Raw genomic sequence first — 24,181 nt, 5'->3', positions numbered from 1 at the left:
ATACATAATTAGAAACGAGGGGATAATATGGGGAAAAAGTGGACTTTCTTACTATTAGTTGTCTTAATGTCATTCGCTGGATGTAGCTCTACTGAAAGTGAAAAAGCAAGTAAAAATGATGATAAAACAACCGAAAGTAAAAAAGTGGTTAAGGAAAATAATACACCAGCAAAAGAACCGATTTCACCAGTTGCTGATATGAGAACACAGTATCTTAAAGATATGAACAGAGAATTAAAGCGTTTGTACGATGCTTTAAAGAGCATACAAACCCAATTAGATGCACACAGACAAGATAATCAGAGCTCCAAAACACAAGCCTGGAAAGATGAAATGATTAAAGGTTATAGTGCAGTGGAAAGTGCAAATACAAATATTAAAACATATCCAAACGATAAAATACCTAATGATTTAAAAGAAAATCATCAAAAGCTTATAGAAGGATTGGGCCTACTAGTAAAAAGTAAAGAATTTTTAATACGCGGTCTCCCAGAAAACAGTGAAGAAGTTATTTCTACTGGAAATATGTTTGTAAAACTAGGAACAAATTTAGTAGATCCTGCAACAAATTTCATTTTGGATCAAAAATAATATCAATGATAAGCATATCTTTTGAAATATAGATATGCTTATTATTTTTTTGAATCCTATGTTTAATGATTTTAAGTGAGTAAGTTTTATTATTAATTATGTGTGCATTTTACGTTAATAGCACCTTATTATGTGTTTTCCCAATATTTTAAAATTCCTAGACCTTATTGTTCGTAAAATTGGTATTTCGTGCGAACTTGTAGGTGTTAAAAAAAGAGTAGTTTTATCACCACTCTCTTCTCAGATCTTAAAATTAACTTACTACATCTTGTTTATTTCTGTAATCAGCTTCAAGTTCGTCTTCAAGTTCAGAACGTAATGTCCATTTACTTTTTAAGTGTATTTGTTTGTAACCACACTTTGGACATTTATATTTGTATCTACCAAAAAACGCTCTAGATTCATTCATCTTCCTGTAATCATTTTTACAATACGGACCATCAACTTTAGATACATGAATATCTATTGCTTCCTTTGTAATACGATCTCGTTGCTTAATGTCTACAAAAGCTTCCCATTTAAAGCCTTGATAATCTGCTTTGAATTTCATGTCATGGCTGTTCCCTATAAATGCTACCATAGGCAATGGTGTTTGCAACTTATCAATTCTTCTTCGGACATATATACGTAATAAGCTAAATAAAATAAAAAATACACTCCAATAAATTGGAAACTTATAATTAACTATAAGTGCTTTTAATTCTTTGAGATCTGTTATGCTCTTTAAATCAATTGGACTTGTAAAATATGTAGTTAAAAACGTAGCAAATAAAGATGCAGATACACCTATAGTAAAATCTTTCATGCTCTTAATCATTAAATCACCATTCCTCTACTGATAGATACACTTATCAACTGACTTATAACCTTTAACCATAGTTTCATATTCTATTCTTTCTTTTTCTGTTAGATCATCAAAATGTAAATCTACAGCTTCTCCATTTGAATATTTGCCTGCAATTCTGATTGTTAGTTATTTCTCCTAGACATTAATTGTATATTTAGTATATGAGATAAAGATACTAAACTCAATTATTTACCACTTTCTTACTAAATAAAAAAAGCCTACTCAAATGAATGGATAGGCTTTTCGACATTAAATATATTTGTAATACCAACATCTTTCATCTAACTAATTGGTGTAATTATCCATTATTGAGGTCCGCAATCGCTTAACATGGCTACTATTGCTTTATTTCTTGCTTCAATATAGTTTTTATAACTAAATGCGTCTATCCTTGTTGATACCTCTTGAATGGTAAATCCCTTTAGTAATTTCTTAGGGACTTTCGGCAATTCCACCTTTTTAGCAATATTCTCTTTAAGATATTCCTCTTTCTGACACCAACTAAAGAAAGCACGAACGATTTTAGACATAGCTACTATTGATTGTGGCTGTAATCCCGCTTCATGCTTTGTTCTAACATATTGCTTTAAATGTAGCGTATTGATGGCTTCTAACTCGCTTATCCCCTTCTCATCCATTAGAAACCTTCTCAATTGCTTCATTTCTTGACGTTTGTTCTTCATTGTCTTTGGCGTGAATCCTTTTGCCATGCAGTGATACAAATATTCTTCTATTACATCTTCTAATTCCATATAAAAAAACCACCTTTCCTGTTGGTTTATTTCTCAACAGAAAAAGTGGTTTTAAAGAAAGATATAGCAAATTCCGTAAAAACTCCAAGGAAAGATAAACCCACGAATCCTTTTAGTTTGATTAGCTTACGAAATTGATACTTATATCAAAGTGATGAAACGCTTGCGGCTCTAAGAATTACCCATCCGCTTACTTCGTTTGTTGCTTGCTCATCGCGCTCATCATTTGATTGATTTTCTTTTGGGAAGGTTTTTGTCCCATTTGCATCATCATCATTTTTAACATTTGTTCATTAATTGGTGGATTTTTTTCTAAGTAGTTCATCATGTATTTGCGGGCAATGAAAAATCCTAACGCCACGCCTGCTACTAGTGCTACTACGCCCACTAGAATACCTAACCAAATTGGCATATATTTTCCTCCTTCATGTTGTCTACCTTACAGTGTACTAAAACCTTTTCAATAAGACAAGATAGAATTCGACATTTTTTACACATATGTTCGTACTTGTTTTAAAGGATTCAGCCATCCATACTTTGTATTTTCATAATCCATAGCTAAAAATGTTAATTCACACTTTCTTAACACCTCAAAGAAAGTCGTTTCCATAGAGACATTTCCAGAGGTATTCATGCGAATATAGTGTGGTTTCACCATTATTTCGCCATATTCCGCTCCCGTAAAAAGTGTATGTGTACGATGTGTTCTATCATATTTACCAAGAACGCGCAAAGCTTGCTCTAATTTATGATGAATTTTCATTACTTGTAATGGCATCGTTATATACATCATTTGTTTATATAGTACTTTTTTCTCCGAAAGGGACCCAGATTCTGAAAATCGAGCAAATAAATCAAAAAACAAATATTCACGACCAAAATAAGCTTTCGCAATATCCTCTTGAATTAAATACAATTCATACGTTTTCATTTTTCCCCTCCCAATCTGGACAACCTTTTCTCTTCATTATATAGAAGAAAATTTGCAATGATTGTCTGACTGCGGAGAGATAAAAAACTTTTTCTGTCGAAAAAACTCATTTACATAGAAAAACCTCTCCATGCCGGAGAGATTTTTCTAAAATCATTAAAGCATTTCTTTTACTTTACGAACAACGTTCTCTACAGTAAATCCATACTCTTCCATAATCTTCTCACCAGGAGCAGAAGCGCCGAATGTATCGATACCTAGTACATCTCCATCAAGACCTACGTAACGGTGCCATCCGATTGTAGCACCCATTTCAATTGCGAAACGTTTCGTTACTGCTTTTGGTAGTACAGATTCTTTGTACTCAGCAGTTTGAGCTTCAAAGCGATCCATAGATGGCATACTAACAACAGCTGCATCAACGCCGTCTGCTGCTAAAGCTTTTTGCGCTTCGATTGCTAAGCTTACTTCAGATCCAGTTGCAATTAAGATTACATCAGCAGTTTCTTTCTTGCTTGCAGAAACTACATATGCACCTTTTGCTACTTTTTCATAAGTATCGTCTTTTGCACCTTCTAATGTTGGAAGATCTTGACGAGTTAACACTAATGCAGTTGGTGTTTTTGTAGATTCTAGAGCTAGTCTCCAAGCTGCAACTGATTCGTTACCGTCTGCTGGACGAATAACAGAAACGTTTGGCATTGCACGAAGTGCTGCTAATTGTTCAACCGGCTCATGTGTTGGACCATCTTCACCAACAGCGATACTATCATGTGTGAATACATATGTTACAGGCAATTGCATTAATGCTGCAAGGCGAATTGCTGGACGTAAGTAGTCAGAGAATACGAAGAATGTACCACCGTAAGTTTTTAAACCGCCATGAAGTGCAATACCGTTCATTGCTGCACCCATTGCGAACTCACGTACACCGTACCAAATGTTTTTACCGCTGTAATCAGCTCTTGTAAAGTCTTTTTCGTTATTCATGTATGTTTTGTTAGAACCAGCAAGGTCCGCAGATCCACCGAAGAATGATGGTACAGACTCTGCAATTGCATTAATTACAGCACCTGAAGAATTACGTGTTGCTGCTTTTGATCCTAATTCATAAGTTGGTAAGCTTTGTTCCCAACCTTCTGGAAGAAGACCGTTCATTGCTGCTTGCAGTTCGTTTGCTAATTCTGGATATGCTTGTGCATATTCACCGAGCATCGTATTCCACGCAGCTTGCGTCGTTTCACCAACATCTTGTACTGTTTTACGGAAGTTGTCATATACTTCTTCTGCTACATGGAAGTCTTGTTCAGCAGTCCAAGCGTATGCTTCTTTCGTTAATTTTGTTTCGTCTACACCAAGTGGAGAACCATGTGAAGCTGATTTTCCTGATTTGTTTGGAGAACCGAAACCAATTGTCGTTCTTACTTCAATTAGCGTTGGGCGTTTTTCGTCAGCTTTCGCTTCTTCAATTGCTTTCGCGATTGCTTCAATATCGTTTCCATCCTCAACACGGATTACTTGCCAGCCGTATGCTTTGTAACGATCTTCTACACTTTCAGAGAATGAACGATTTAAATCGCCATCTAATGAAATATCGTTTGAATCGTAAAGCACAACAAGACGACCTAATTGTAAATGAGCAGCTAATGAAGATGCTTCAGCAGAAACGCCTTCCATTAAATCTCCATCACCACAAATAGCGTATGTATGATGATCTACTACATTATACGCATCACGGTTATATTTAGCCGCTAAATGTCTTTCAGCCATTGCCATACCTACAGCAGTTGCAATACCTTGTCCAAGTGGACCAGTCGTTGCGTCTACACCTGCAGTATGACCGTACTCAGGATGTCCTGGAGTTCTGCTTCCCCATTGACGGAAGTTCTTTAAGTCATCCATTGTTACATCATAACCAGATAGGTGAAGTAGGCTGTATAATAACATTGAACCATGACCTGCAGATAATACGAAACGATCGCGGTTAAACCACGTTGGGTTATTTGGATTATGTTTCATAAATTGAGTCCATAATGTATAAGCCATTGGTGCTGCACCCATTGGCATTCCTGGGTGACCAGAGTTTGCTTTTTCAATCGCATCAATGGATAATGTGCGAATCGTGTTGATAGAAAGTTGTTCGATTGAATGTGACATGCTATTCTTCCCTTCGCGTATGTTAGTAAACGTTTTATACATTTATATGATAGCTTCCCACGCAAGATTATACAACATGTATCGACAAATATGTTGATGTTTTTTTGATTTTCCATAAAAAAACAGTGATTACGGGAATGTATGGGCATTCAATATGACATACTTTTTTATTATTTTTATTTTAAAAAGAAAGGGAATTATCTGTATTTTTATACAAATACACTAATTTATTCTATACCAACTTTTTTGATAAACACTTAAAAATACAAAAAAGCATCTGAATTAGACGCTTTTAAAATAAGTTAAATAATTCGCTTACGAATAGAACTTGAAATAAAATCAATTATAATTACCATTAAAATGATACCTAATAAAATAATTCCCACACGAGACCAATTACGTGAACTAAGTGCAAAAATTAATGGCGTACCAATACCACCTGCTCCAATAACACCTAAAATCGCAGCGGATCGTACATTAATTTCGAACCTGTATAACGTATACGATAGAAAATCCGGTAACACTTGTGGTAATACCGCATACCAAAGTATTTGAAACCGATTTGCACCCGTTGCTATTAACGCTTCCGTGGGTCCCTTATCTATATTTTCAATTCCTTCCGAATATAGTTTCCCTAACATTCCGATAGAGTGTAACCCTAAAGCTAGAACTCCGGCAAAAGAGCCTGGACCAACAGCTTTTATAAATAAAAGAGCCATAACTAATTCTGGAAATGTACGAACAAAACTAAGTACAAATTTCCCAGTTCCTGAAGTTAATTTTCCACTACTCATATTCGTTGCCGCCCAAAAAGCAAATGGAACAGATAAAAAAGCAGAAATAAATGTACCTAATATCGCAATTGCCAACGTATCAATTAAACCATGTAATAAATCTTCACCATCTGGCAAAGATACATACGACCAATCTGGGTTTAATACGCCTGTCATAATTGCTTTTGTAATTTCTCCCGCCGTATTCTTTATTCCCTCTAACGGGACTCCTGAAAAGGCCCATACATATACAACTGTAAGTGCTATAAAAATAATCCAGCGATTTACACTTAGTTTCTTCGGTTTTGGTATGATTATCGTCGTTTTACTCATTATAATTTCTCCCGCAACAATGTACTTATATAATCAATTAGCAATACAACAACAAGGGTATAAATAATAATGGAGGCAGTTTGTTGATATTGTAAAAATCCAAGTGTACGATCATAATATAATCCAATACCACCTGCTCCTACTAAACCTAGAACAGCTGCTGCACGTACATTCACCTCAAATGTATAAAGTACATAGGAGACGAAGTGCGCTTTCACTTGCGGAATGACCCCATAAACTATCCATTGCACCTTATTCGCTCCTACAGCTGTCATCGCTTCTAATGGACCTGGATCAATTGATTCAATGGACTCATACAATAATTTCGCTACGAGTCCAACCGAGAAACAAGTAAGAGCCAAAATACCTGGAAGTGGTCCTATTCCAAAAAATCGCTACAAAAATAGCCGCTAATAATAAATCTGGTATTGTTCGTATAAAATTTAAAATCAATCGAGCTGGACTGTACAAAAATACACTAGTAAATACATTACTTGCGGCAAATAGTGCAAGTGGAATGGCTAAAATCGCCCCTAAAGTCGTTCCAATAATCGCCATACGTATTGTATCTAACATTGCTGTTGTAATAATTTGAAAATAACTCCAATCTGGTGGCACCATTTCCTTCAATAAATCCATCATATTTGGAAAACCAACTACTAGTTTTGAAAATGATGCGTCGACCTGTACACTACTACCCCACAACAGTAAAATAACTAGAATAACCGTTAACATATGTTTCAATTTACTCGGCGGCTTCGGTATCGATTTCGAATATATCGTCACTTCATTCATTTTGCTGCCACCTCTAATAATTCACTTTTCTGAGCTACGTCCCCATAAATTTCAGCGAATTTTTCATCCGTTGCCTCTTCTACTAATCCATCAAAAACAATTTCACCAGCATGTAATCCAATAATACGAGTAGCATATTGCCTCGCTAAATCAATAGAATGTAAGTTTACAATTGTCGTAATTCCAAAATCTTCATTAATTTTCTTCAAATCATCCATTACTTGCTTTGTTGTCAGTGGATCTAACGAAGCAACAGGCTCATCTGCCAATATGATTTTTGCTTCTTGTGCCAATGCTCTAGCAATTGATACACGTTGCTGTTGTCCCCCTGATAATTCATCAGCTCGTGCATATGCTTTTTCTGAGATATTCACTCTATTCAACGCCTGGAATGCAAGCTCCACATCCTCTTTCGGGAACAGACCTAACGTTGTACGCAATGTAGAATGATATCCAACCCGCCCAGCTAATACATTCTTCAGTACCGTTGATCGCTTCACAAGGTTAAAGCTTTGAAAAATCATACCAATATCTCGGCGCATGCGTCGTAATCCTTTTCCTTTTGCAGCAGTAATAGACTCCCCTTCGATAATGATTTCTCCTTCTGTGATCTCATGAAGGCGATTTACCGATCTGAGAAGTGTAGATTTTCCAGCCCCGGATAGCCCGACCATTACAACAAACTCACCTTTTTGAATTTTCAAGTTTATATTATTCAATCCTTTTGTACCATTCGGATACACTTTGGAAACATTTCGAAACTCTATCACAATCTTACCTACCTTCTATGTATTATCAATAACTGAAAAACGGCAAACTAACTGAAATCACACACTTTCCAGTTAGTCGCCATTTCCATATGTATTATTGCGTTTTCACTTTCTTTCCATATTCACGAACGATATCAAATTTACTATCATCAGATTTAACATATCCTTCATGTGAGTATACTTCTTTAATGATTTTGTGCCCTTCCTCATTCTTTCCAATTTCAATGAAAGCATCTTGTAATTTCTTACTCCACTCCGCATCTAAATCAGAGCGTACAGAAATTGTATCGTTTGGAATTTTCTCTGTAAATTTCACTATTTTCGTTTGATCAAATATATTCGGATAATCTTTTTTTACAATATTACGCGCATCTTGGAATACAACAGCTGCATCTACATCACCATTTAAAAGAGCGATAAGAGATTGATCGTGACCTTTTAATGTAACAGGTTTCACATCTTTCAACGGATCGATTCCCTCTTTTAACAACACCGCTGCCGGCCATACGTAGCCTGCTGATGATGTAACATCTTGATAGCCAATTTTTTTACCTTTTAAATCTTTTACACTATTAATATTAGAATCTTTCTTAACAACAAACTCTGATTTATAAACATCTACTAAATCCTTTGTGGGAGCTCCGGTTTCATCATCCACCCCAAAACGTTGCGCCTGTAAAATTACGTTTGCAGCCTTTTTCTCATGCGCTAACACATACGCTGTTGGAGGTAAAAAGCCTACATCTACTTGCTTAGATGCCATCGCTTCTACAATTGTATTGTAATTCGTTGAAATACTAACTTTTACCGGAATGTTTAATTTATCACTTAATAGCTTTTCCAATGGTTTTGCCTTCGCCTCTAACGTATCTGCATTTTGAGAAGGAACAAATTGAACATTTAGCGTCTTCGGTACATAACCTTTTTTCGTATCTTCATTTTTACTTGCACTTGATTCCTTCGTTCCACATCCACTTAATAATCCCGCTGCTAGTACAACTGTTGTACTCATTGCAAAAACTTTTTTCAACATGTTAATGCCTCCATTTTTCGTTGTTATAAAATACCCTTCCATAAACATGAAGAAATATATCACACATTTTTACAAATAATTGCTTATTTACAGAATCTTTACACATTCTATACATTCACATTAAAATTCTTTTCATATATTTGATATGATTAATTGAAAGATAACAATAGAAAAGGTGAATGATGTTGAATCAAAATCAAATTGTGGCTTTAAACATCTTATTAACAAGTGATATACATGGTACTGTTTATCCAATTCACTACCAAGATAATTCCAAAGCAGAAATTGGCTTAGCTAAAATTTCTACTCTTATAAAAAAGAACGTTCTAAAAATAAAAACGTTCTTTTAATCGATAACGGGGACTTTATTCAAGGAACACCATTTACTTATCATTACGCTACATACGAACAGGATAAGAAAAACCCAATGTCCTTATTAGCAAACCACTTAAGTTACGATGCTGCCGTTATCGGGAATCATGAATTTAATTATGGAATGGATATATTAAATCATGCTGTAGATACTGCAAACTTCCCGTACCTATCAGCAAACATTTTAGATAAAAACATAAAAGAACCTTATTTCGGGAAACCATATATAATAAAACATATCGAATCAAATATGAAAATTGCTATTTTTGGGGTAACAACGCATTACATCCCAAATTGGGAACAAGCCCATCACATTAAAGATTTACTATTTGAAGACGCATTCGAAACTACAAGAAAATGGGTTTCTTACATCCGCGAACATGAAAAACCAGATTTACTAGTCGTAGCCTATCACGGAGGATTTGAACGTGATTTACAGACCGGAGTACCAACTGAAGTGTTAACAGGCGAAAACCAAGGATATGCAATATGTCATGAAATTGAAGGTATAGATATTTTATTAACAGGCCACCAACACCGAGAAATTTCTCACACAACGGCTAACGGTGTAACAATTTTACAGACTGGATGTAATGGGCAATCAGTTGGAAAAATAACCGTAACCTTCGAAAGAATGGAACAGAAGTGGGTAAAAAAAGAAAGTTATTCAGAATTGTTGACGGTGCAAGGGATTGAGGCAGATCCAGATGTTCTCTCATTAGTATCTGATTATGAAGAGAATACACAAAAATGGCTTGATCAACCTATCGGAATCATTCATGGGGACATGCAAATTTCAGATGTTATGCAAACTCGTTTGCAAGACCATCCATTTATTGAATTTATAAATAAAATACAAATGGATATAGCTAACGTTTCAATTTCTTGTACAAGCTTATTCCATAATACATCTCCAGGTTTCCCGAAATATGTAACAATGCGTGACATCGTTTCTAATTATATTTATCCAAATACATTAAAAGTAATTAGAATAACTGGAGCGGACATAAAAGGTGCCCTTGAACTCTCTGCTTCTTATTTCACATTAAATATAGATGGAACCATCATCGTAAACCCTGCCTACATAGAACCAAAGCCGCAACACTATAATTACGATATGTGGGAAGGAATTTCGTATGTATTAAACATTTCCAAACCAATTGGCGAGAGAGTAGAATCTTTACAGTATAAAGGCGCTTCTCTTAATATGAATGAAGAATATGACGTTGTTATGAATAATTATCGTGCAAGCGGTGGCGGGAACTTCTTTATGTTTCAAAATAAGCCAGTAATAAAAGACATACCAACAGATATGTCTGAACTTATCGCTAACTATATATTGAAGCATAAAAGGATAGAAGCAACGAAAAATGATAACTGGAAAGTTATTAAATAACGATTTTAACAAATAAAAAAAGATGGGCTGCGCCCATCTTTTAATTTAATTTTGCATTATCTTGCTTTTTTAAAGCTTTTAATTTCGTCGGTGTAACATCCGTTCCTTCTTCGTTAACGACTTTAATTCCTTTTAATTCGTTTAACATATTTTGACGAAATCCTTTTAAATATTGTTCACGTAGCGATTGGCGCTCACGTTGTTCTTCTTCAGTTAAGCCTTCAGCTTTTGCTTTTTTCGCTAAGAAGTTAATGCGTTCAATGAGTTCTTGACTTGGCATCTCGAATCCCCCTTCTACTCAAAACTGATTATTATCATACAATAGTTAGTCCTCTTTATCAAGCAATTGCTTTGTATATTCTACATACCTTCGATGTACAGTTGCTTTTGAAACATCATGACCAAAACCACGAAGTGTTGCTGCAATTTCTTCAAAAGTTAATTCATTCCGGCGTAAACGTACAATTTCCTCAATTGGTACTTCTTTTTTCTCACGTCCTATACTTAAATGACGATTTTTCAAATTATTCTCTGGACGAAATCCTTTCTCTACCGCCCTTTGCATACCACGTTTAATTTTTAAATTGTGAATCTTTCTTTGATACTCTTCAACAATCCCAATTATATCTAGCACCATCGAATCAGAGTCAGAGAGTTCTAATTCTCCATTATGCGTATGCGTATATACTTTTATTCCCTCTTTATGTAAACAGTGCATTAATGCAATTTTCGCATTCCCTCTACCAAGACGCGTTTCATCTTGTATTAGAAGTACATCAACTTGTTCATCGCGAATTGTATCTAGCACTTCTAATATGCCATCACGTTCAATTGTATAACCGCTAGCCTGCTCCTCAATCACCTTTGTAACATTCATTTGATAGCGCTCAGCTAAATGCAATAATTCATCTTTTTGACGCAATAATGATGTTTCCTGCGCTTCTTTTGTTGTGCTTACACGTGCATAAATAATTGCATTCATTTTGAACCCTTCTTTCTCACTATATTTCCCTTATAGTGTATCATAAATTCGCCTTTCGTTCGAACTTATGTTTGTAGAATGTTTTTTCGCATGTTATACTTAATAATAAGAAAAATGAAAGAAAACGAGGTGTTAGAAAACATGGAAAAGTTAACGAAACGCCAGCAAGACATTCTCGACTTTATTAAGCTAAAAGTACAAGAAAAAGGATATCCACCTTCCGTACGTGAAATCGGTCAAGCAGTCGGCCTCGCTTCTAGTTCTACAGTGCACGGACATTTATCACGACTAGAAGAAAAAGGATATATTCGACGCGATCCAACAAAACCACGCGCAATTGAAATTTTAGGTGACAACCGAATGGAAACAGAAACACAATCTGTTATTCAAGTTCCAATCGTCGGAAAGGTTACTGCCGGTTTACCGATTACAGCAGTCGAAAGTGTAGAAGATCACTTCCCACTTCCAGCTAGTATCGTTGCTGGAGCAGATCAAGTGTTTATGTTACGCATTTCTGGAGATAGCATGATTGAAGCTGGTATCTTTGATGGTGATTTAGTTGTTGTTCGCCAGCAACAGTCTGCATACAACGGTGAAATTGTAGTTGCTTTAACAGAAGATAACGAAGCAACTGTTAAACGTTTCTACAAAGAAAAAGACCACTTCCGTCTACAACCGGAAAACTCTTCTCTAGAACCTATCATTTTAAAACAAGTGTCAGTTATCGGAAAAGTAATTGGCGTATATCGTGATTTACATTAAAAATAATAAAAAGAAGATAATCCCCTTATTTATATAGGGCATTATCTTCTTTTTATATTTTGATAGATTTCCGTTCACTCAAAAGAATGCATTACCTTAATTATCAACGCGTTTCAATAGTAACATCTCCAGCAGCTGTTTTACCGCTAATTTTTTTACTCCCATTACCAATTGTTATATTTTGATTATCTTCATTAAAAATTGTCACGTCTCCAGCAGCACTTTGCCCCGTTATAACTGCATCTTGTGGTTTTTCCAACAAAGTAATATCTACATCGCCAGCAGTTGAACTTACCTCTACATCATATTTAGGATCATGATCCATAATATATACATCCCCGCTAGCCGTTTTTGCTGTTACTTTCCCTATTACTTTTTTAAAGCTCACCTCACCAGCTTTTGTAGATCCCTCCACACTCTTAGCTGTTACATGTTTCAAATCTACTTCTCCAGCGAGTGTTCCAACACTTACGCGATCACTTTTCACATCACTTATTTCTATTTGTCCAGCGGATGAATTCACTTTTATCTCTTGGTAAGAACGTTCAGGCACAAGTATAGTCAATGTAGGCGTTTGAAAATTGAAAGTGAAAAATGAAAAATCAAATGAGACACCTTTCTCTATTTCTCCTTTAATTTTTAATGTGTCACCATCCTCCACAATACGAGTCTCTTGCTTACGTAAATCACCTGATTGCTTTACATAAAAAGTGGAATCAGGTGATTTTTGGACAATTATATCCCCAGCATCTAACTTAACTTCTATATTTTTTAGTGTTTCGTTTTTAATTACTTCTTCTTTATCGCCTTTTTCTGCAGTTTTTACTGCCTTTTCATATGTTTGTGAAATTCCTATTACCCCAATAATGATACAAGCGATAGCTACTAATAATACTTTTTTCATCATCTACTCCCCTTTTATCATTTTGAAGTTCCATATTACATAGCGGACACATAATCTTTTAAACCACTTCGTACTATAATAAGCTATAACACATAACAACAAACCTACTCCAACAAACGTTATACTAACGAAAAGATCCAACCATATAAACGTACCCATAAATATTTTTATAATAACGAAAAATGGTGTCACTACACTAGCAATCCCACCGATCCAAAAGGAAAATATAAAAGCTATAATTGCAACTAACGGGCCTAACACAATAATAAAATTAAACAAGCTAAGTCCAATCACTGCCATGACAGCTCTTGTTACATTTGAAGTCGACGGATCTTTTTTCATTTCATCAAATCGATACATCGCAAGTAAGTCTTTCGCAATTACTTTCGGAGAGCCAAGACCCTTTATTATTTCTGATTCAGTTTTCCCCTCTTCTATCCCAAACTGAAAGTGCTCTTCATAATCGAATAAAATATCTTGTCTCTCTTCTTCTGGTAACTTCCTAAGATAACTTGATAATTCTTTAAGAAACCGTTCTTTACTCATCCCATTCCACCCCTTCAATAATTTCTTGAACACCTTTAGCAAAATCGCGCCACTCCGTTACTAACAAATTGAGTTGCGTTTCCCCTTGCTCTGTTAGTTGATAATATTTACGGGGCGGTCCTTCCGTCGACTCTTTTAAATATGTTTGAAAATATCCCTCTTTCGTTAAACGACGTAATAACGGATATACAGAACCTTCCGATATTAAAAATTTATTAGAAATTTGCTGAACAAGTTCATAACCGTAACTATCTTTACGTTTCACTAGTGCCAAAACACATAATTCTAACACACCTTTTTTAAACTGAACGTTCAAGGACAATCCCCCTTTCTCATTTTAGTACTGTTCAGTACACAGTACCTGATTTATCCATAATATACCGCTCAGTACTATTTATTGCAAGGTACTATGTTTTTGCAATTTAATTTATCACTAAACACATCCACAACATCAAACACTGAGCAAAACATACAATATTGAAGAAATACAATAGCATTTTAAATAATCTCCGTGATTTTTCCGGGCATTTCGCGGGCAGCTATTCAATTTATTCCACCAGCACCTTGTTGCCCACAAATAAAAAAGCCCTAATACCGTAGTTGAAGTGAACCCGAATAGTGGTACATGAAAAAAACACCTCCTGAATTCGCATACTAAGTATGCAAATTCAATGGAGGTGTTTTTCGTTTGAAGATAAGAGTTCATTATCCAGAAGAAATAAAGTGGAAAGTGATTGAAATGAAGAAGGATGGTTATTCAAATCGTACCATTATGGAGGCACTCGGAATTAAAAATGTTGCCCAAATTAAGACATGGATAAAATGGTATCGTACAGATCAAACATATCGTTTTCAACAACCTGTAGGAAAACAATATTCTTATGGAAAAGGGTCAAAAGAGCTAAGTGAATTGGAACAGCTACGATTAGAAAATAAACATTTAAAAACAAAATTACTCGTATAGGGAAAGTATCTGGAAATCGAAAGGAGCTGAAACCACATACTGTTATTACCCTATGGAATGAATTAAAAACAAAAGTAACCGTACAAGAACTGTGTAAAGTATTAGAATTACCACACTCCTCATTTTATCGTTGGTTACAGATAGCCGAACGCCCTAAAGACGAGATAGAAGAGAAAGTAAAGAAAATTTGCCTTAGGCATAAATTACGGTATGGATATCGAAGGGTGACCGCCACTCTTCGGAAAATGGGACTGTGTGTGAATCATAAAAAAGTATTACGGATTATGAGACAATATCATATACTCTCAAAAGTGCGTCGAAAGAAAAAGAACTATATGAATGGTGGGGAACCAGTGGTAGCTCCTCATCGATTGGAACGTCAATTTGAAGCATCAGCCCCAAATGAAAAGTGGTTCACAGATGTGACTTACTTATTATTTGGAGAGCGTACCTTGTATTTATCAACGATTATGGATGCCCTTAATCGTGAAATTATTAGTTATGTCATCAGTGAATCACAAACACTCACGTTAGCGATGAAGACATTAAAACAAGCAATGAGAGGACGAAAAGTAAAAGGTGTCATCCTTCACTCGGATCAAGGGAGTATTTATACAGCAAAGGAATTTCAAGCATGTGCCAAAAAAAACGGCATGATCACCAGCATGTCCCGGAGAGGAAATCGCCATGATAATGCCGTCATGGAAAGATTCTTTGGTCATTTAAAAAGTGAAGCTTTCTACTCACAAAAGATAACAAAAGTATCCAACACAACTGTGCGAAAGATTGTGCTAGAAGAATACATTCATTACTACAATTGTGTGCGAATTCAAGAAAAATTAAACCACCTATCCCCTAAAGAATTTAGGGAACAGATGGTTTAGGTGTTTTGAAAGGTGTCCCGTTTTCGGGGTTCACTTCAAGTATTAGGGCTTTTTTCTCTCTTAGTATAGAGACATATATTGATCGCGTTCCCATTGGTGAACTTGAGTTCTAAAAATATCCCACTCAATTTCTTTTGCTTCAATGAAGTGCTCAAGTAAATGATCACCTAATGCGCCACATACGATTTCATTAGATTGTAAAGTAACTAACGCTTGCGCTAATGTTGCTGGTAAGTCAACGATACCTGCTTCTTCGCGCTCTTCTTTTGTCATTACATAGATGTTACGATCTACTGCAGCTGGCGGAGTTAATTTGTTTTTAATTCCGTCAAGACCTGCTGCTAATAATGTAGCCATTACTAAATATGGGTTTGCAGCTGGGTCAACACTACGTACTTCTACGCGTGTACTAATACCACGAGATGCAGGGATACGTACTAATGGGCTACGGTTTTGTGCAGACCATGCTACGTAACAAGGAGCTTCATATCCAGGTACTAAACGTTTATATGAGTTTACAGTTGGGTTTGCTACCGCTGTAAATGCTGGTGCATGTTTTAAAATACCTGCGATGAAGTGACGAGCATCATCACTTAATTGTAAGTCACCGTTTTGATCGAAGAATACGTTCTCACCATTTTTGAATAGTGATAAGTTACAGTGCATACCTGAACCGTTCACACCGTATAATGGTTTTGGCATAAATGTTGCGTGTAAACCATGTTTACGAGCAATTGTTTTTACAACAAGTTTGAATGTTTGAATATCATCACATGAGCGAATTGCACTTGCATATTTAAAGTCAATTTCGTGTTGACCTGGTGCAACTTCATGGTGAGACGCTTCAATTTCAAAGCCCATCTCTTCTAGTTCAAGAACGATATCACGACGACAGTTTTCCCCTAGATCCATCGGCGCAAGGTCGAAGTATCCACCGTTATCGTTTAATTCTAATGTTGGATTTCCTTTTTCATCTACTTTAAATAGGAAGAATTCTGGCTCTGGTCCAAGATTGAAATCTGAGAATCCTAAAGCTTCCATCTCTTTTAACACACGTTTTAAGTTATTACGTGGGTCTCCATCAAATGGAGTGCCATCCGCATTGTAAATGTCACAAATTAGACGAGCAACTTTACCTTTTTCAGCAGTCCATGGGAAAATTACCCAAGTATCTAAGTCAGGATATAAATACATATCAGATTCTTCAATACGTACGAAACCTTCAATAGAAGATCCATCAAACATCATTTTGTTATCAAGAGCTTTCGTTAATTGTCTCACTGGAATCTCTACGTTTTTAATTACTCCTAAAAGGTCTGTAAATTGTAAACGGATATACTTTACATTCTCTTCTTCCGCCAAACGGAAAATATCTTCTTTTGTGTACCTAGCCATTATAAATTCCTCCTTAGTCCCTCTAAACACCTTCAGAATCAGTTCTCTTTAGTGAAAAAACCTTGAAATATCCCCTTGTCGCAATGAAGTTCGATTAAATCTACCTGTATGCTGTAGTTCGTCTCGAAGTATTTTGCGAAGCTCAGTTTTTGAAATTTCTTTCGTTTCTTCTTTTACTTTCACTGCTTCTGTTTGATTTTCTTTCATTTGCAATACTTGTTTAATTCCAGCCATATTTAAGCCTTGATCTAACAAATCTTTAATTTCCAACAATTTATCTACATCGTTAAATGAAAATAATCTACGATTTCCTTTTGTACGGGTTGGAAAAATAAGATTATGCTCTTCATAGTAGCGAATTTGACGTGCAGATAATTGTGTTAAATCCATTACAATACCAATTGGAAACAGCGGAGCAGAACGTCTATCTTCTTTCATTGTTTCAGTTCCTCCTTCGCCTTAACTGTTTCTCATTTTATACCATGTTATGTTTAGTGTCAATAGATGTCAGCTTTTCTTACATGATTTTTTTGTAAATTTTTTAACTCTTTTTTCTAATGGCACAAATCATTACTTTCACACGAAAAAGCTGTCGAAATCGACAGCTTCCCTTTAAGAAATTGTTAATAGATTCTTTTCAATTAACGCATCAATCGCAGAACAAATTGCAATCTTCACATGTGAATAAGTTAACCCACCTTGCACATAAGCAACATAAGGCGGACGAATTGGACCATCAGCCGACAATTCAATACTCGCACCTTGAATAAACGTTCCCGCAGCCATAATTACATCATCTTCATAACCCGGCATATAGTTGGCATATGGAGTGAAGTGAGAATTAATTGGAGATGCATATTGAATTGCTTGGCAAAACGCAATCATACGATCTTTGTCATCAAATTGAACAGACTGAATTAAATCTGTTCTTGGTGCATTCCATGCTGGTGATGTATTCATTCCTAATTTTTCTAAAAATGCAGCTGTAAAAATCGCACCTTTTAGCGCTTGTCCCGCTACATGCGGCGATAAGAAGAAGCCTTGATACATTTCTTGCAGACTGTATAAAGATGCGCCTGCTTCCGCACCAATTCCTGGAGATGTTAAACGATATGCACACGCTTCAACATACTGTTCTTTACCAACAATATAACCACCCGTTTTAACAATTCCACCACCTGGATTTTTAATAAGCGAACCTGCCATTAAATCTGCACCAACATGACATGGCTCTTGCTCTTCAATAAACTCGCCATAACAGTTATCTACAAACACAACAACATCAGGCTTAATTTCTTTAACAAACGCTATCATCTCTTTAATCTGAGAAATAGTAAATGACGGACGAGTAGCATAACCTTTCGAGCGCTGAATACCAATCATCTTCGTATTACTATGAATTGCGGCTGCAACTGCTTCAAAATCAACAAGCCCCTCTTCAGTAAGCGGAACTGCATTATAACCAATATTATATTCTTTAAATGAACCTACACCTTTTCCGCGTACACCAACGATTTCTTCTAACGTATCATACGGCTTGCCAGTAATGTACAATAACTCATCTCCCGGGCGTAAAATACCAAATAACGCTGTAGAAATAGCGTGAGTACCTGAAATAATTTGCGGACGAACAAGACCAGCTTCCGCTCCAAATACATCAGCATACACTTTCTCTAACGTGTCACGGCCAATATCATCATAACCATAACCTGTCGTCGGAATAAAATGCGAATCACTAATTTTATGTTTACGAAAACTTTCTAATACACGAAACTGATTACTTTCAATTACTTCATCCGCACGTTTATGTACTTCTGTAATCTGACTCTCTACTTCTTTTACGATTGGAGCAATTTTTTCTCCATTTTTCAAACGATCAAACATTTTTATTTTCTCCTTCTTCCACTAAAAATCTCTTTAATTGCCCATTAAGTGATGAATGAGCAAATATATACCCTGTACAATCATATATAAATTTATTTTCCAAAAAACTCCATCTTTGTTAATAGTGTTTCTGTCTTTAATAGCGTTAACAACTTACCTTCACTCGGAGGAATTTCCACTTGATAACGATCCATTTCTTCCTTCATCTGTTTTTCTATCGCTTCTTTTATATGTAATAAGTCACTTTCTTCAAAAGCACTAGTCATTAAGAAGTCACTTTTCGGAAATGGAATGAAATTTTGATGCAACTTATCTTTTTTATTATAAAGCGTAATAATAGGAATATGATTAATTTTAAGTTCTGACAATAATTCTTTTACCGTTTGTTCATGCCCTACGTAATTAGAGTCTGCCGAATCAACAACATGCAAAATCACATCCGCTTCACCAGCTTCCTCTAACGTAGAACGAAAAGCAGCAATTAGTGACGTAGGTAAATCTTGTATAAAACCTACTGTATCAGTCAGTAACACTGTATAACCGGAAGGTAATGGCATCTTTCTTGTTGTCGGATCTAACGTTGCAAACAATAAGTTTTCTTCAAACGTATCCGCTTCCGTTAATCTATTAAACAACGTAGATTTCCCTGCATTTGTATACCCAATTAACGAAATTTGAAATACTTTATTATCTTTTCTTCTCTCACGATATCTTTTTCGATGCTCCACAACAACCGCAAGTTGTCTCTTTATTTCATCAATACGAGCTCGAATATGACGACGATCTGTCTCAAGCTTCGTCTCTCCTGGTCCCCTTGTGCCAATTCCACCGCCAAGACGTGATAAAGCAAGACCTTGCCCCATAAGGCGCGGCATCGTGTATTGCAACTGGGCTAATTCTACTTGAAGCTTACCTTCTCTCGATTTCGCACGTTGCGCAAAAATATCTAATATTAATTGCGTTCGGTCAATTACTCTTGCATCTAACACTGAAGATAAATTCCGAATTTGACTCGGTGTTAACTCGTTATTAAATATAATAACAGCTGGTTCTAACTCTTCAGTTAAAGCCGCAAGCTCTTCTAATTTACCTTTCCCTATATAAGTCGCTGGATGGAACTTCGGACGTTTTTGCGTCGTTGATACTAACACTTCCGCTCGAGCAGTCTTCGCTAGCGATGCAAGTTCTTTCATGGAATGCATAAATTTTTCATCATCATCTTGCGACAATTGACAGCCAACTAATATGACTTTTTCTTTTTCTTCCATCAAATATGTTCACTCATCCTTTTCGAAATTTAAACCTTCTAATATAATAGCAGAGGAAGCATATTTCATCTAGTTAGCGGGGGAGAAAATTCATGGCATGGGAGATTTTTAGCATCATAGGCACAATCGCCTTCGCACTAAGCGGAGCCATTGTTGCAATGGAAGAAGATTATGATATTTTCGGGGTATATATTTTAGGAATGGCAACCGCATTTGGGGGAGGTGCCCTTCGTAATTTATTGATTGGTTATCCAATCGTCGCATTTTGGCAACAAGACATGTTATTCCAAATCGCACTTTTATCAATGACGATTATTTTTCTTTTTCCAAATAAATTAATTAGACATTGGAAAAAGTGGGAAAACATCACAGACGCCATTGGCTTATCAGCATTCGCTGTACAAGGAGCACTATATGCTCAAAAACTAAATTTGCCAATTAGCGCTACAATCGTAGCTGCAGTTTTAACCGGCATCGGCGGTGGTATTATTCGTGATCTTTTAGCTCGCAGAAAACCTCTCGTCCTTCGAGCTGAAGTATATGCGTTTTGGACAATTTTAGCAGGTTTCTTAATTGGCGCTAAAATTATCGTTAGCGATTGGGCTCTATACACCTTATTCATTTTAATTGTTTGCTTCCGCATGATTTCTATTCATTACAAATGGCATTTACCGCATAGACGTATCGATACAAATGAACGTTCAATGCATAAATAGCACTCTTACCTCTTTACGTATCGTAAAGAGGTTTTTCTTTTCTAACGAGTTTTTCTTCACATAATGTTTATACTAATTTTTAAAGTGAGGTGAATACAAATGACAAACCACGTTAATAAAGGTGCTCAAAAAAGCTCAGTAGGCCAAATTGAACACGACCCTAATTCAGCACACGAAAAAAGCGCTAAAATGGAGCGCTTCCATAAATCTTACCAAGAAAAAGCGAAAAAAGAGTAAACACACTTATACACCAAAAACAGACGCACAGTTTACGTACTGTGCGTCTCCTCTTCAAGCATCAAATCCATACTTGATATCCCAATCAAATCATATTTATCATACGTATCCTCTTGTAACAATCGCATAGCTTGTGTGCGAATTGATTTTTCAACAATATTCCGTACGTATCGCCCATTACTAAACGATGTAATTTGTGACGAATACTTTACCGCGTGTAAATGATCTCTAAATTTCCACTCTGCTTCTTTCGACAACTGATATTCACGGTCTTCATACATTCTCTTCCCAATTTCCAACAACTGATTTACCGAGTAATCCGCAAATTCAATAATAAACGGAAAACGAGATTGTAATCCTGGATTTAATGAAAGAAAATGATTCATCTCTCTTGAATATCCAGCTAAAATTAATACAAAACCGTGTTGCTTATCTTCCATATGCTTCACAAGTGTATCAATCGCTTCCTTCCCAAAATCCTTCTCTCCCCCCCTCGCTAATGAATACGCCTCATCAATAAATAAAATCCCTCCCATAGCCTTCTTTATTAAATCCCTTGTCTTTTGTGCTGTATGACCGATGTACTCACCTACAAGATCAGCACGTTCAGCTTCAACTAAATGCCCTTTCGATAAAATATTCATCTCAAACAACAATTTCCCTATCATTCTAGCAACGGTTGTCTTCCCAGTACCGGGATTCCCCTTAAATAACATATGAAGCACTTGCTTCTCAGACTTCAACCCCACCTCTTGCCTTTTTTTATTCACAAAAATCCAAGCATAAATTTCTTTTATTATCTTTTTTATATCATCCATCCCAACAAGTTTTCCCATTTCTTCTTCAATTCTCTGCAACATCTCATGTTTAGTAGTGGTTTCACTTGAAATTACGGCTTTATTTTCTGATGCCGGTAACGAAATTTTTTTTCGATGGTTTAATACAATATTAATTTGATTGTTATTTTTCTTACGCATCGATTGCTCCATACAATCACCTCATTTTATCCACTCACCAAATATTATTATTCCAACCGCTCTTTCAAATGCCTATTTTCAGAAAAGTTTGCTATAATATAAGAAATAATTAAGGTGGTGGGACTATGGAAACAACGGAATTCCATGATACAATACAAGCCTTTTCTATTTTTTTATTGAATAAAGGTCGAAAGCCTTCAACCATTAAACGTTATGTTTATGACATTGAAGATTTCGGACATTGGTTAGAAAAAAACCAAAAGCTCCCTTCCAGTAATATATGGGCAACACTTTGTACAAAAGACTATGAAGATTACTTTTCCGACTTAAAAAAGAATCGACACTACTCAGAAAAAACGATGCATCGTGTATTTATTGTTCTAAATAGAATGCATCATTTTCTAAATATTCCCAATCCATTAAAGAATATGGAAATTACTATTCAACCAGACCGTGCATTGCGCGATGAAGATTTCATTTCATCCGATGAAGAAAAAAGATTAAAGCATATAGTCACTTCATTAGAAGGACTTTCAGAAAAACAACGTCCTGTTCGTCCGTTATTAATGGATCGTAATATCTCCATTTTAAGTCTATTAATCGACTACGGACTATCCTTACAGGAACTCACAGCACTAACTATGCATCACGTTCATTTCGAAACTAATACACTTTCTATTCCAGCAACCGCAGGAGTAGAAAGATCAATCACATTAACAACCGAAGATAAAAAGCAACTGTACACATATTATAAAAGTATTCCAGAACCAGTTCGCCCTAAATACCATAGTAACGATCCATTGTTTGTTGCATTCGATTTTAACCGAGGAACATACAGATGGGTATATGAAATCGACGCACCAAAAGCATTAACGGAAATCGCTATCCAAAAAATGATTCGACTTGAAGTAGCAAGAGCGAATTTACGTAAAGGCATTTCTGGACAACATTTCCGGAACACGTTTATTTTACGTCTAATAAAAAAACAAACCCCAGAGCCAGAGATCATAAAATTAGTTGGCTTCAAATCAAAGATTTCACTAAAACGATTTTATCAATACGCTGAAAATAAAAAAACGTCCTATTATAAGGCGTTTTTTTATTTTTTTCGAAACACTCAATTTTACTATGACCATTTAACAACTCCCTGCATCTACTATGATGAGTTTCGTTCACATTCTCATTAGAAAGGAGAGATTTAATGTCTCGCTTTAACGACAATCAAAGTAAATACTCCAAACCATGTTTTCCAACTAGCGCTGGACGAATTCCAACTAACCCAACGATCCCAATTACTAAGGCCCAAATTAGAACATTCCGCGCAATTATTAACGATTTAATAAAAATAATCCCTAAACTTTTCGCCAATCCATCCCCAAAAAACATAGAGGATCTAATAGATACATTGCAACTACTAAGCAAATTCATCTGTTCACTAGACGCCACTTCCGCTCTGAAAGCACAAGGATTGGCCATTATTAAAAATTTAATAACTATATTAAAAAATCCAAACTTCGTAGCAAGTGCCGTATTTATTGAACTTCAAAACCTAATTAATTATTTACTATATATCACAAAACTATTCCGAATTGATCCTTGCACACTTCAAGAGCTTCTTAAATTAATAGCAGAATTACAAACTACTCTAGTTAATTCAGCTTCGTTCGGCAGAGGACCTACTGGACCTACTGGACCTACTGGACCTCAAGGTAATACGGGCGTGACTGGTGCCACTGGCCCTAGAGGTAACACAGGTGCTACTGGTGCTACCGGACCTAGAGGTAACACGGGCGCTACTGGTGCTACCGGACCTAGAGGCAACACGGGCGCTACTGGTGCTACCGGACCTAGAGGCAACACGGGCGCTACTGGTGCTACCGGACCTAGAGGCAACACGGGCGCTACTGGTGCT

The 24,181-nt window shown here is 36.0% G+C and carries 24 protein-coding genes and 3 pseudogenes; 8 read left to right on the top strand and 19 right to left on the bottom strand.

Translation table 11 applies throughout. The features are described from left to right. Positions 1–27 precede the first annotated feature (27 nt). Entirely contained in the window at positions 28–591 is a 564-nt protein-coding gene (locus CDB3_RS06060) for a hypothetical protein (RefSeq protein WP_128853764.1), read from the top strand. 253 nt (positions 592–844) lie between these two features. Here the strand turns inward: CDB3_RS06060 and CDB3_RS06055 are convergent, their stop codons facing one another. The 9 genes and pseudogenes from CDB3_RS06055 to CDB3_RS06015 all read right to left on the bottom strand — a co-directional run bounded on the left by CDB3_RS06055 (position 845) and on the right by CDB3_RS06015 (position 8,982). Next, positions 845–1,408, bottom strand: coding sequence for a hypothetical protein (locus CDB3_RS06055; RefSeq protein ID WP_128853763.1), 564 nt, complete (start codon positions 1,406–1,408; stop codon positions 845–847). 335 nt (positions 1,409–1,743) lie between these two features. Further along, a complete protein-coding gene (locus CDB3_RS06050) occupies positions 1,744–2,190 on the bottom strand; it encodes a tyrosine-type recombinase/integrase (protein WP_256869635.1) in 447 nt (148 codons plus the stop codon). A gap of 190 nt (positions 2,191–2,380) precedes the next feature. Then, the gene (locus CDB3_RS06045) at positions 2,381–2,602 is read right to left on the bottom strand and encodes a YneF family protein (RefSeq protein WP_001123316.1); all 222 of its coding nucleotides are present in this window, start codon (positions 2,600–2,602) and stop codon (positions 2,381–2,383) included. Between the two features lie 78 nt (positions 2,603–2,680). Next, positions 2,681–3,121, bottom strand: coding sequence for a sporulation inhibitor of replication protein SirA (gene sirA / locus CDB3_RS06040; protein WP_097829130.1), 441 nt, complete (start codon positions 3,119–3,121; stop codon positions 2,681–2,683). Between the two features lie 156 nt (positions 3,122–3,277). Continuing rightward, positions 3,278–5,278 (bottom strand): transketolase, encoded by a 2,001-nt coding sequence (tkt, locus tag CDB3_RS06035; RefSeq protein ID WP_128853762.1) that lies wholly within the window; start codon positions 5,276–5,278, stop codon positions 3,278–3,280. A gap of 302 nt (positions 5,279–5,580) precedes the next feature. Beyond that, positions 5,581–6,384, bottom strand: a complete 804-nt coding sequence (gene phnE / locus CDB3_RS06030) for a phosphonate ABC transporter, permease protein PhnE (RefSeq protein ID WP_098500934.1) — start codon at positions 6,382–6,384, stop codon at positions 5,581–5,583. Next, positions 6,384–7,179: pseudogene (phnE, locus tag CDB3_RS06025) on the bottom strand (phosphonate ABC transporter, permease protein PhnE). The gene phnE (CDB3_RS06030) and the pseudogene phnE (CDB3_RS06025) overlap by 1 nt, the downstream one beginning before the upstream one ends. Next, on the bottom strand, positions 7,176–7,949 hold the full coding sequence (gene phnC, locus CDB3_RS06020; RefSeq protein WP_128853761.1) for a phosphonate ABC transporter ATP-binding protein: 774 nt from the start codon (positions 7,947–7,949) through the stop codon (positions 7,176–7,178). Before phnC ends, phnE (CDB3_RS06025) begins: the two are co-directional and overlap by 4 nt. A 94-nt stretch (positions 7,950–8,043) precedes the next feature. Further along, the gene (locus tag CDB3_RS06015) at positions 8,044–8,982 is read right to left on the bottom strand and encodes a phosphate/phosphite/phosphonate ABC transporter substrate-binding protein (protein WP_002137777.1); all 939 of its coding nucleotides are present in this window, start codon (positions 8,980–8,982) and stop codon (positions 8,044–8,046) included. Positions 8,983–9,161: 179 nt separating this feature from the next. On the opposite strand from CDB3_RS06015, the pseudogene CDB3_RS06010 reads away from it, so the two are divergent. After that, a pseudogene (locus CDB3_RS06010) lies at positions 9,162–10,750 on the top strand (bifunctional metallophosphatase/5'-nucleotidase). Positions 10,751–10,790: 40 nt separating this feature from the next. On the opposite strand, the gene CDB3_RS06005 reads toward CDB3_RS06010, so the two are convergent. Continuing rightward, positions 10,791–11,030, bottom strand: coding sequence for a DUF896 domain-containing protein (locus CDB3_RS06005; protein WP_097829136.1), 240 nt, complete (start codon positions 11,028–11,030; stop codon positions 10,791–10,793). A 45-nt stretch (positions 11,031–11,075) separates the two neighbouring features. Beyond that, complete coding sequence (locus tag CDB3_RS06000; RefSeq protein ID WP_097829137.1) at positions 11,076–11,732, bottom strand: YneB family resolvase-like protein; 657 nt, start codon at positions 11,730–11,732, stop codon at positions 11,076–11,078. 141 nt (positions 11,733–11,873) lie between these two features. Between CDB3_RS06000 and lexA the strand changes: the two genes are divergently transcribed. Then, the gene (gene lexA / locus CDB3_RS05995) at positions 11,874–12,494 is read left to right on the top strand and encodes a transcriptional repressor LexA (RefSeq protein ID WP_128853760.1); all 621 of its coding nucleotides are present in this window, start codon (positions 11,874–11,876) and stop codon (positions 12,492–12,494) included. A 103-nt stretch (positions 12,495–12,597) separates the two neighbouring features. On the opposite strand, the gene CDB3_RS05990 is transcribed toward lexA, so the two are convergent. The 3 genes from CDB3_RS05990 to CDB3_RS05980 are packed head-to-tail and all read right to left on the bottom strand — an operon-like array spanning position 12,598 to position 14,260. Beyond that, positions 12,598–13,401 (bottom strand): DUF4097 family beta strand repeat-containing protein, encoded by an 804-nt coding sequence (locus tag CDB3_RS05990; RefSeq protein WP_179139669.1) that lies wholly within the window; start codon positions 13,399–13,401, stop codon positions 12,598–12,600. Next, positions 13,402–13,944, bottom strand: coding sequence for a DUF1700 domain-containing protein (locus CDB3_RS05985; protein WP_128853759.1), 543 nt, complete (start codon positions 13,942–13,944; stop codon positions 13,402–13,404). It lies immediately after the preceding gene. Beyond that, positions 13,937–14,260, bottom strand: a complete 324-nt coding sequence (locus tag CDB3_RS05980) for a PadR family transcriptional regulator (protein WP_128853758.1) — start codon at positions 14,258–14,260, stop codon at positions 13,937–13,939. The genes CDB3_RS05985 and CDB3_RS05980 overlap by 8 nt, the downstream gene beginning before the upstream one ends. A gap of 372 nt (positions 14,261–14,632) precedes the next feature. On the opposite strand from CDB3_RS05980, the gene CDB3_RS05975 reads away from it, so the two are divergent. Then, positions 14,633–15,792 (top strand): IS3 family transposase gene (locus CDB3_RS05975; RefSeq protein WP_128853757.1). Its coding sequence is split into 2 segments (ribosomal slippage): positions 14,633–14,885 and positions 14,885–15,792, totalling 1,161 coding nucleotides; the frame shifts between segments, so codons are not numbered across the junction. A 60-nt stretch (positions 15,793–15,852) separates the two neighbouring features. Here the strand turns inward: CDB3_RS05975 and glnA are convergent. From glnA to hflX, 4 genes and pseudogenes are all read right to left on the bottom strand, one after another. Further along, on the bottom strand, positions 15,853–17,187 hold the full coding sequence (gene glnA / locus CDB3_RS05970) for a type I glutamate--ammonia ligase (RefSeq protein WP_128853756.1): 1,335 nt from the start codon (positions 17,185–17,187) through the stop codon (positions 15,853–15,855). Positions 17,188–17,235: 48 nt separating this feature from the next. After that, on the bottom strand, positions 17,236–17,625 hold the full coding sequence (glnR, locus tag CDB3_RS05965) for a transcriptional repressor GlnR (protein WP_002111254.1): 390 nt from the start codon (positions 17,623–17,625) through the stop codon (positions 17,236–17,238). 174 nt (positions 17,626–17,799) lie between these two features. Further along, complete coding sequence (locus tag CDB3_RS05960) at positions 17,800–19,071, bottom strand: methionine gamma-lyase family protein (protein WP_128853755.1); 1,272 nt, start codon at positions 19,069–19,071, stop codon at positions 17,800–17,802. Continuing rightward, a pseudogene (gene hflX / locus CDB3_RS05955) lies at positions 19,064–20,339 on the bottom strand (GTPase HflX). The gene CDB3_RS05960 and the pseudogene hflX overlap by 8 nt, the downstream one beginning before the upstream one ends. A gap of 92 nt (positions 20,340–20,431) precedes the next feature. Here hflX and CDB3_RS05950 point away from each other — a divergent pair. Next, positions 20,432–21,055: a trimeric intracellular cation channel family protein gene (locus CDB3_RS05950; RefSeq protein WP_097829169.1), complete on the top strand. Its 624-nt coding sequence runs from the start codon at positions 20,432–20,434 to the stop codon at positions 21,053–21,055. Between the two features lie 99 nt (positions 21,056–21,154). Further along, positions 21,155–21,292, top strand: coding sequence for a hypothetical protein (locus CDB3_RS31575; RefSeq protein WP_071747730.1), 138 nt, complete (start codon positions 21,155–21,157; stop codon positions 21,290–21,292). Positions 21,293–21,324: 32 nt separating this feature from the next. Here the strand turns inward: CDB3_RS31575 and spoVK are convergent, their stop codons facing one another. Continuing rightward, positions 21,325–22,281 (bottom strand): stage V sporulation protein K, encoded by a 957-nt coding sequence (gene spoVK, locus CDB3_RS05945; protein ID WP_128853754.1) that lies wholly within the window; start codon positions 22,279–22,281, stop codon positions 21,325–21,327. 113 nt (positions 22,282–22,394) lie between these two features. On the opposite strand from spoVK, the gene CDB3_RS05940 reads away from it, so the two are divergent. Further along, positions 22,395–23,456 carry a tyrosine-type recombinase/integrase gene (locus CDB3_RS05940; protein ID WP_256869632.1) on the top strand — a complete coding sequence of 354 codons (1,062 nt, stop codon included), beginning with the start codon at positions 22,395–22,397 and terminating at the stop codon, positions 23,454–23,456. Between the two features lie 14 nt (positions 23,457–23,470). Then, a partial coding sequence (locus CDB3_RS05935) for a collagen-like protein (RefSeq protein WP_128853753.1) occupies positions 23,471–24,181 on the top strand: 711 nt, incomplete at its 3' end.

Origin of the sequence: Bacillus sp. CDB3 (assembly GCF_002081505.1) — a bacterium.
Classification (GTDB): Bacteria; Bacillota; Bacilli; order Bacillales; family Bacillaceae_G; genus Bacillus_A; species Bacillus_A cereus_AT.
This window is presented reverse-complemented; position numbering and strand designations above follow the sequence as displayed.